Origin of the sequence: Bacillus sp. GMa5/1 (assembly GCF_050172015.1) — a bacterium.
GTDB classification, from domain to species: Bacteria; Bacillota; Bacilli; order Bacillales; family Bacillaceae_G; genus Bacillus_A; species Bacillus_A cereus.
The window spans coordinates 1-3852 of the sequence record NZ_JBNLYC010000285.1; the positions used below are offsets into that span (position 1 = coordinate 1).

Consider the following 3852-nt stretch of genomic DNA (forward strand, 5'->3'; position numbering starts at 1 on the left):
TTATATGCCTATCTTTACTCGATAAACTACATAAATATATTATTATAGCGATTTCTTACTTACAAAAAATTTGGACATACATTTCCACATTCCCCCGTACACTGTAATAAAGTGAAACTTCTATTAGAAGAGATTATTTAACAACAACTTTCTTCATCACATACATATAGTTCGCTTATTAAAACATCATAAATGGAGGCAGACGAATGGACTTAGAGTTTTTAACATCCGTACTAATGATTGTCGGTATCGATGTTGTATTAGGTGGTGACAATGCAATCGTCATCGCACTAGCTAGCCGAAATTTACCTGAATCGAAACGAAATAAGGCTATTTTGATCGGTACTCTTTTAGCGATTGTACTAAGAATTGTCCTTACTATACTAGCTGTCTATTTACTCGACATTCCATTTCTACAATTGATTGGCGGGGTTTTACTTACATTAATTGCAGTCAATTTATTAACCGATAATAGTAACGATCTTTCTTCTATTCAAGGAAAAACAACTTTATTTCAAGCTGTGCGGACAATTGTTTTCGCGGATCTCGTTATGGGGTTTGATAATGTTATTGCCATTGCAGGTGCAGCTCACGGGAGATTTTTACTCGTCATAATCGGCTTACTCATTTCTATCCCGATTATTATTTGGGGCAGCAAACTTATTTTAATACTTATGGAACGATTTCCATTCCTCATTTATTGCGGTGCAGCGATTCTTGCCTATACTGCAGGAAAAATGGTTACACATGAAGACAGACTTGCAACCTTTTTTCATAACAATCCAAGTTTCACTGCAAGCATTCCTTATTTGTTCATTTTCACTATTTTATGCATCGGCTTTATTGTACAACAAGTTCGATTACGCAATGTGAAACATTAAAAAAAACCTTCTACTATATAATAGGTAGAAGGTTTTCATATTATTATAATTAATTTACAAGACGTTGTGCTTCACGTAATTGGAACGTTCTTACTGTACGTGGTAAGAAACGACGAATTTCGTCTTCGTTGTAACCAACTTGAAGGCGTTTCTCGTCAATCATAATTGGACGACGTAAAATCCCTGGATAGTCACGAATCATCTTATATAAATCTTGAAGTGGTAAAGACTCTAAGTTTACATTCAATTCTTGGAAAACTTTCGAACGAGTAGAAATAATCTCATCCGTTCCGCTTTCTGTCATACGTAAAATCTCTTTAATTTCCTCAATCGTTAATGGATCTGAGAAAATATTACGTTCTGTATAGGGAATATGATTTTCCTCTAGCCATAATTTCGCCTTTCTACAAGACGTACAGCTTGGAGAACTATATAATGTTACCATACAAAGCTCACTCTCCTTAAAGAGTACAAATTCTGTACTAAATACAGTTTTAATTTCTAACTTCAGCAATTTTTCGTGATAACTTGTCTTATTGAAAAGTACAAAAATCACATTTCATGTAAGCAACAACTTATAATAAACAACAATTACTTTTAATAAGTAACTTCTATAATCATTATACAATAGATTTTGCAAGAAATATACAGTAAATTTCCTGCTAGTTGAGAAAACTCTCCCGTGTATTTCACTGCTATGTAACATGATTACGCTCATTTCAGCTGTACTTTAACAATAACTTTCAACCCTTTTACTACTCACTTCCCATAGATTTTTCATATAATATATAGTTATTTATCTATAATCTTCCCTATGAAAAAGAGAACGTTTTCTTACTTTTTCTTGATAAATCAATTAAGAAATGTAAGACTATACAAATGAGAATAAAAAGGAACATTTGTTCTTATTTTAACAAATATCCTCCCTCCTGTCTACATGATTTCTAAAGTAAATTAAATATTTTTCTGACATTTCTTTCTTTTTCATTTTTTATCTCATACAATAAACATACAGACAGGCAAAGGGGGAGTTTTCAAATGATTGCTTTTTTTATTGATTTTATTACGGTTGCTGCCCTCATCATCGGAATAACAGCATTGATTGGTGTCATTACAAATAGCATCGGCGAAAAGCTCTTTGGTGGAAAAGAAAAAATGAAGTTTGTTAACAAAAGTTTGGATGTACAATCTGGCTGGAACCAAGTTGGCGGAAAAGGCATTTATAAGAAACGAACGTATTAAAAAAAGCAGGTGATCACCTGCTTTTTTTCTTATTTCTCTACTGACGCCCATTTAAAGCTTAAATCGCCGCCATATTTATGGTTATACATATTTTTAATTGAATCTCTTTGTAAATATGCTCTACCACGTTGATATACTGGAACGATCGCAGCATCATCAAGTAACATTTTTTCTGCTTCTAATAAGTTATTCCAACGAGCATTTACATCGCTTCCATCTTTTTTCGCCTTCATAATGATTTCATCGTATTTTGGATTAGAGTACTTCATCTTATTTTGTGACCCATCTGTTACAAACATATCAAGATATGTAATTGGATCTGGGAAGTCCGCACTCCATCCAGAGAATGACATGACATAATCGCCCGCATCTTCTAATTTTAGTTTTTGTGCGAATGGTTGTTGTTTAATTTTTACTGTTAAACCTGGTAAATTCTTTTCTAATTCACCTTTTAAATATTCACCAGTTTTCTTTGATAACTCTACATCTTCATTTAATAATTCTAATTCGATTTCATTTTTACCAAGTTCTTTTTTACCAGCTTCCCAATATTTCTTCGCTTCTTTCACGTTTGGTTTTACAATATCCCCGTTTACAGCACGGAAATCTTTTTTATCTGGTCCTTTAATGAAGTTATCAGGAATTAATCCTGTCGCTGGCTTAGAACCGTTATTTAATAATGTATCCACGAATGGCTTACGGTCAAAAGCAAGTGAAATTGCTTTACGAATATTTTTATTTGCTAAAGCTGGATCTTTTTGATTTAAACGAAGGAAGAATACAGATGTATCTTCTACTGTTTGGAAATCTGGTTTTCCTTTATATTTATCAATAAACTCCGCTAATAACGACGCTCGATCAATTGCATTTGTTTCATATAAGTTAATTGGCGTAGATGTATCTTTTACAATATTAAAGTTTACTTCTTCAATCTTCACTTCTTTATTGTCCCAATATGACGCGCTCTTTGTCATTTTAAAGCTACGTTCATGTTGCCAATCACTTAATGTAAATGGCCCGTTATAAAGCGTTGTATTCGCTTCCAAACCAAACTTCGTACCTTGCTCTTTCACAAACTTTTCATTCACAGGATAGAAGATTGGATATACCATTAAATCTACAAGGTATGGAATTGAATTATCTAATTCCACTTCTAATGTATAATCATCAATCGCCTTTACCCCTAATTGATCCGGACTCATCTCTTTTTTATTAATTTTCTCTGCATTTTTTATATCATACATAATGTACGCTGATTTCGCAGCTGTATCTGGGTTAATCGCTCTTTGCCATGCATATACGAAATCTTTTGCCGTCACAGGCTCACCATTTGACCATTTTGCGTCTTCACGTAATTTAAATGTATATTTTTTACCATCTTCTGATTTTTTGAATTCCTTCGCTACACCAGGAACTAGCTTATCATCTTTTCCTAAACTGTATAAGCCTTCCATCGTATTAGTCATTACTCTTGAAGAAACTGCATCAGCTGATAACGCTGGATCCATCGTTGGAATTTCTTGTGTTTCAATTAAGTTAATAACTTGCTTCGCGCCGCTTTTTCCGCTATCCCCTTTAGCGTTTGCTTGCGATTCATCTTTTTGATAGCTACATGCCCCTAACATCATGCTCATCGCTACTGTTGATGCTACAAAAACTGGTATCTTTTTTTTCATACTTCCACCCTCCAAAAAAATGTTAACCCTTTCATTTTCAAACAAAAAGAAAT

General features: G+C 33.5%; 4 protein-coding genes. 2 read left to right on the forward strand and 2 right to left on the reverse strand.

Going from position 1 to position 3852, the window contains the following annotated elements; translation table 11 throughout:
- The first annotated feature begins 206 nt into the window (after positions 1–206).
- Positions 207–881, forward strand: coding sequence for a TerC family protein (locus tag ACQGSG_RS27370; protein WP_000362615.1), 675 nt, complete (start codon positions 207–209; stop codon positions 879–881).
- 49 nt (positions 882–930) lie between these two features.
- Here ACQGSG_RS27370 and spx read toward each other — a convergent pair whose 3' ends face one another.
- Positions 931–1326 carry a transcriptional regulator Spx gene (gene spx, locus ACQGSG_RS27375; RefSeq protein ID WP_000258267.1) on the reverse strand — a complete coding sequence of 132 codons (396 nt, stop codon included), beginning with the start codon at positions 1324–1326 and terminating at the stop codon, positions 931–933.
- Positions 1327–1919: 593 nt separating this feature from the next.
- Between spx and ACQGSG_RS27380 the strand changes: the two genes are divergently transcribed.
- The gene (locus ACQGSG_RS27380) at positions 1920–2123 is read left to right on the forward strand and encodes a hypothetical protein (RefSeq protein WP_000559971.1); all 204 of its coding nucleotides are present in this window, start codon (positions 1920–1922) and stop codon (positions 2121–2123) included.
- Positions 2124–2152: 29 nt separating this feature from the next.
- Here ACQGSG_RS27380 and ACQGSG_RS27385 read toward each other — a convergent pair whose 3' ends face one another.
- Positions 2153–3799 (reverse strand): peptide ABC transporter substrate-binding protein, encoded by a 1647-nt coding sequence (locus ACQGSG_RS27385; protein WP_098219024.1) that lies wholly within the window; start codon positions 3797–3799, stop codon positions 2153–2155.
- Between the last annotated feature and the right edge of the window lie 53 nt (positions 3800–3852).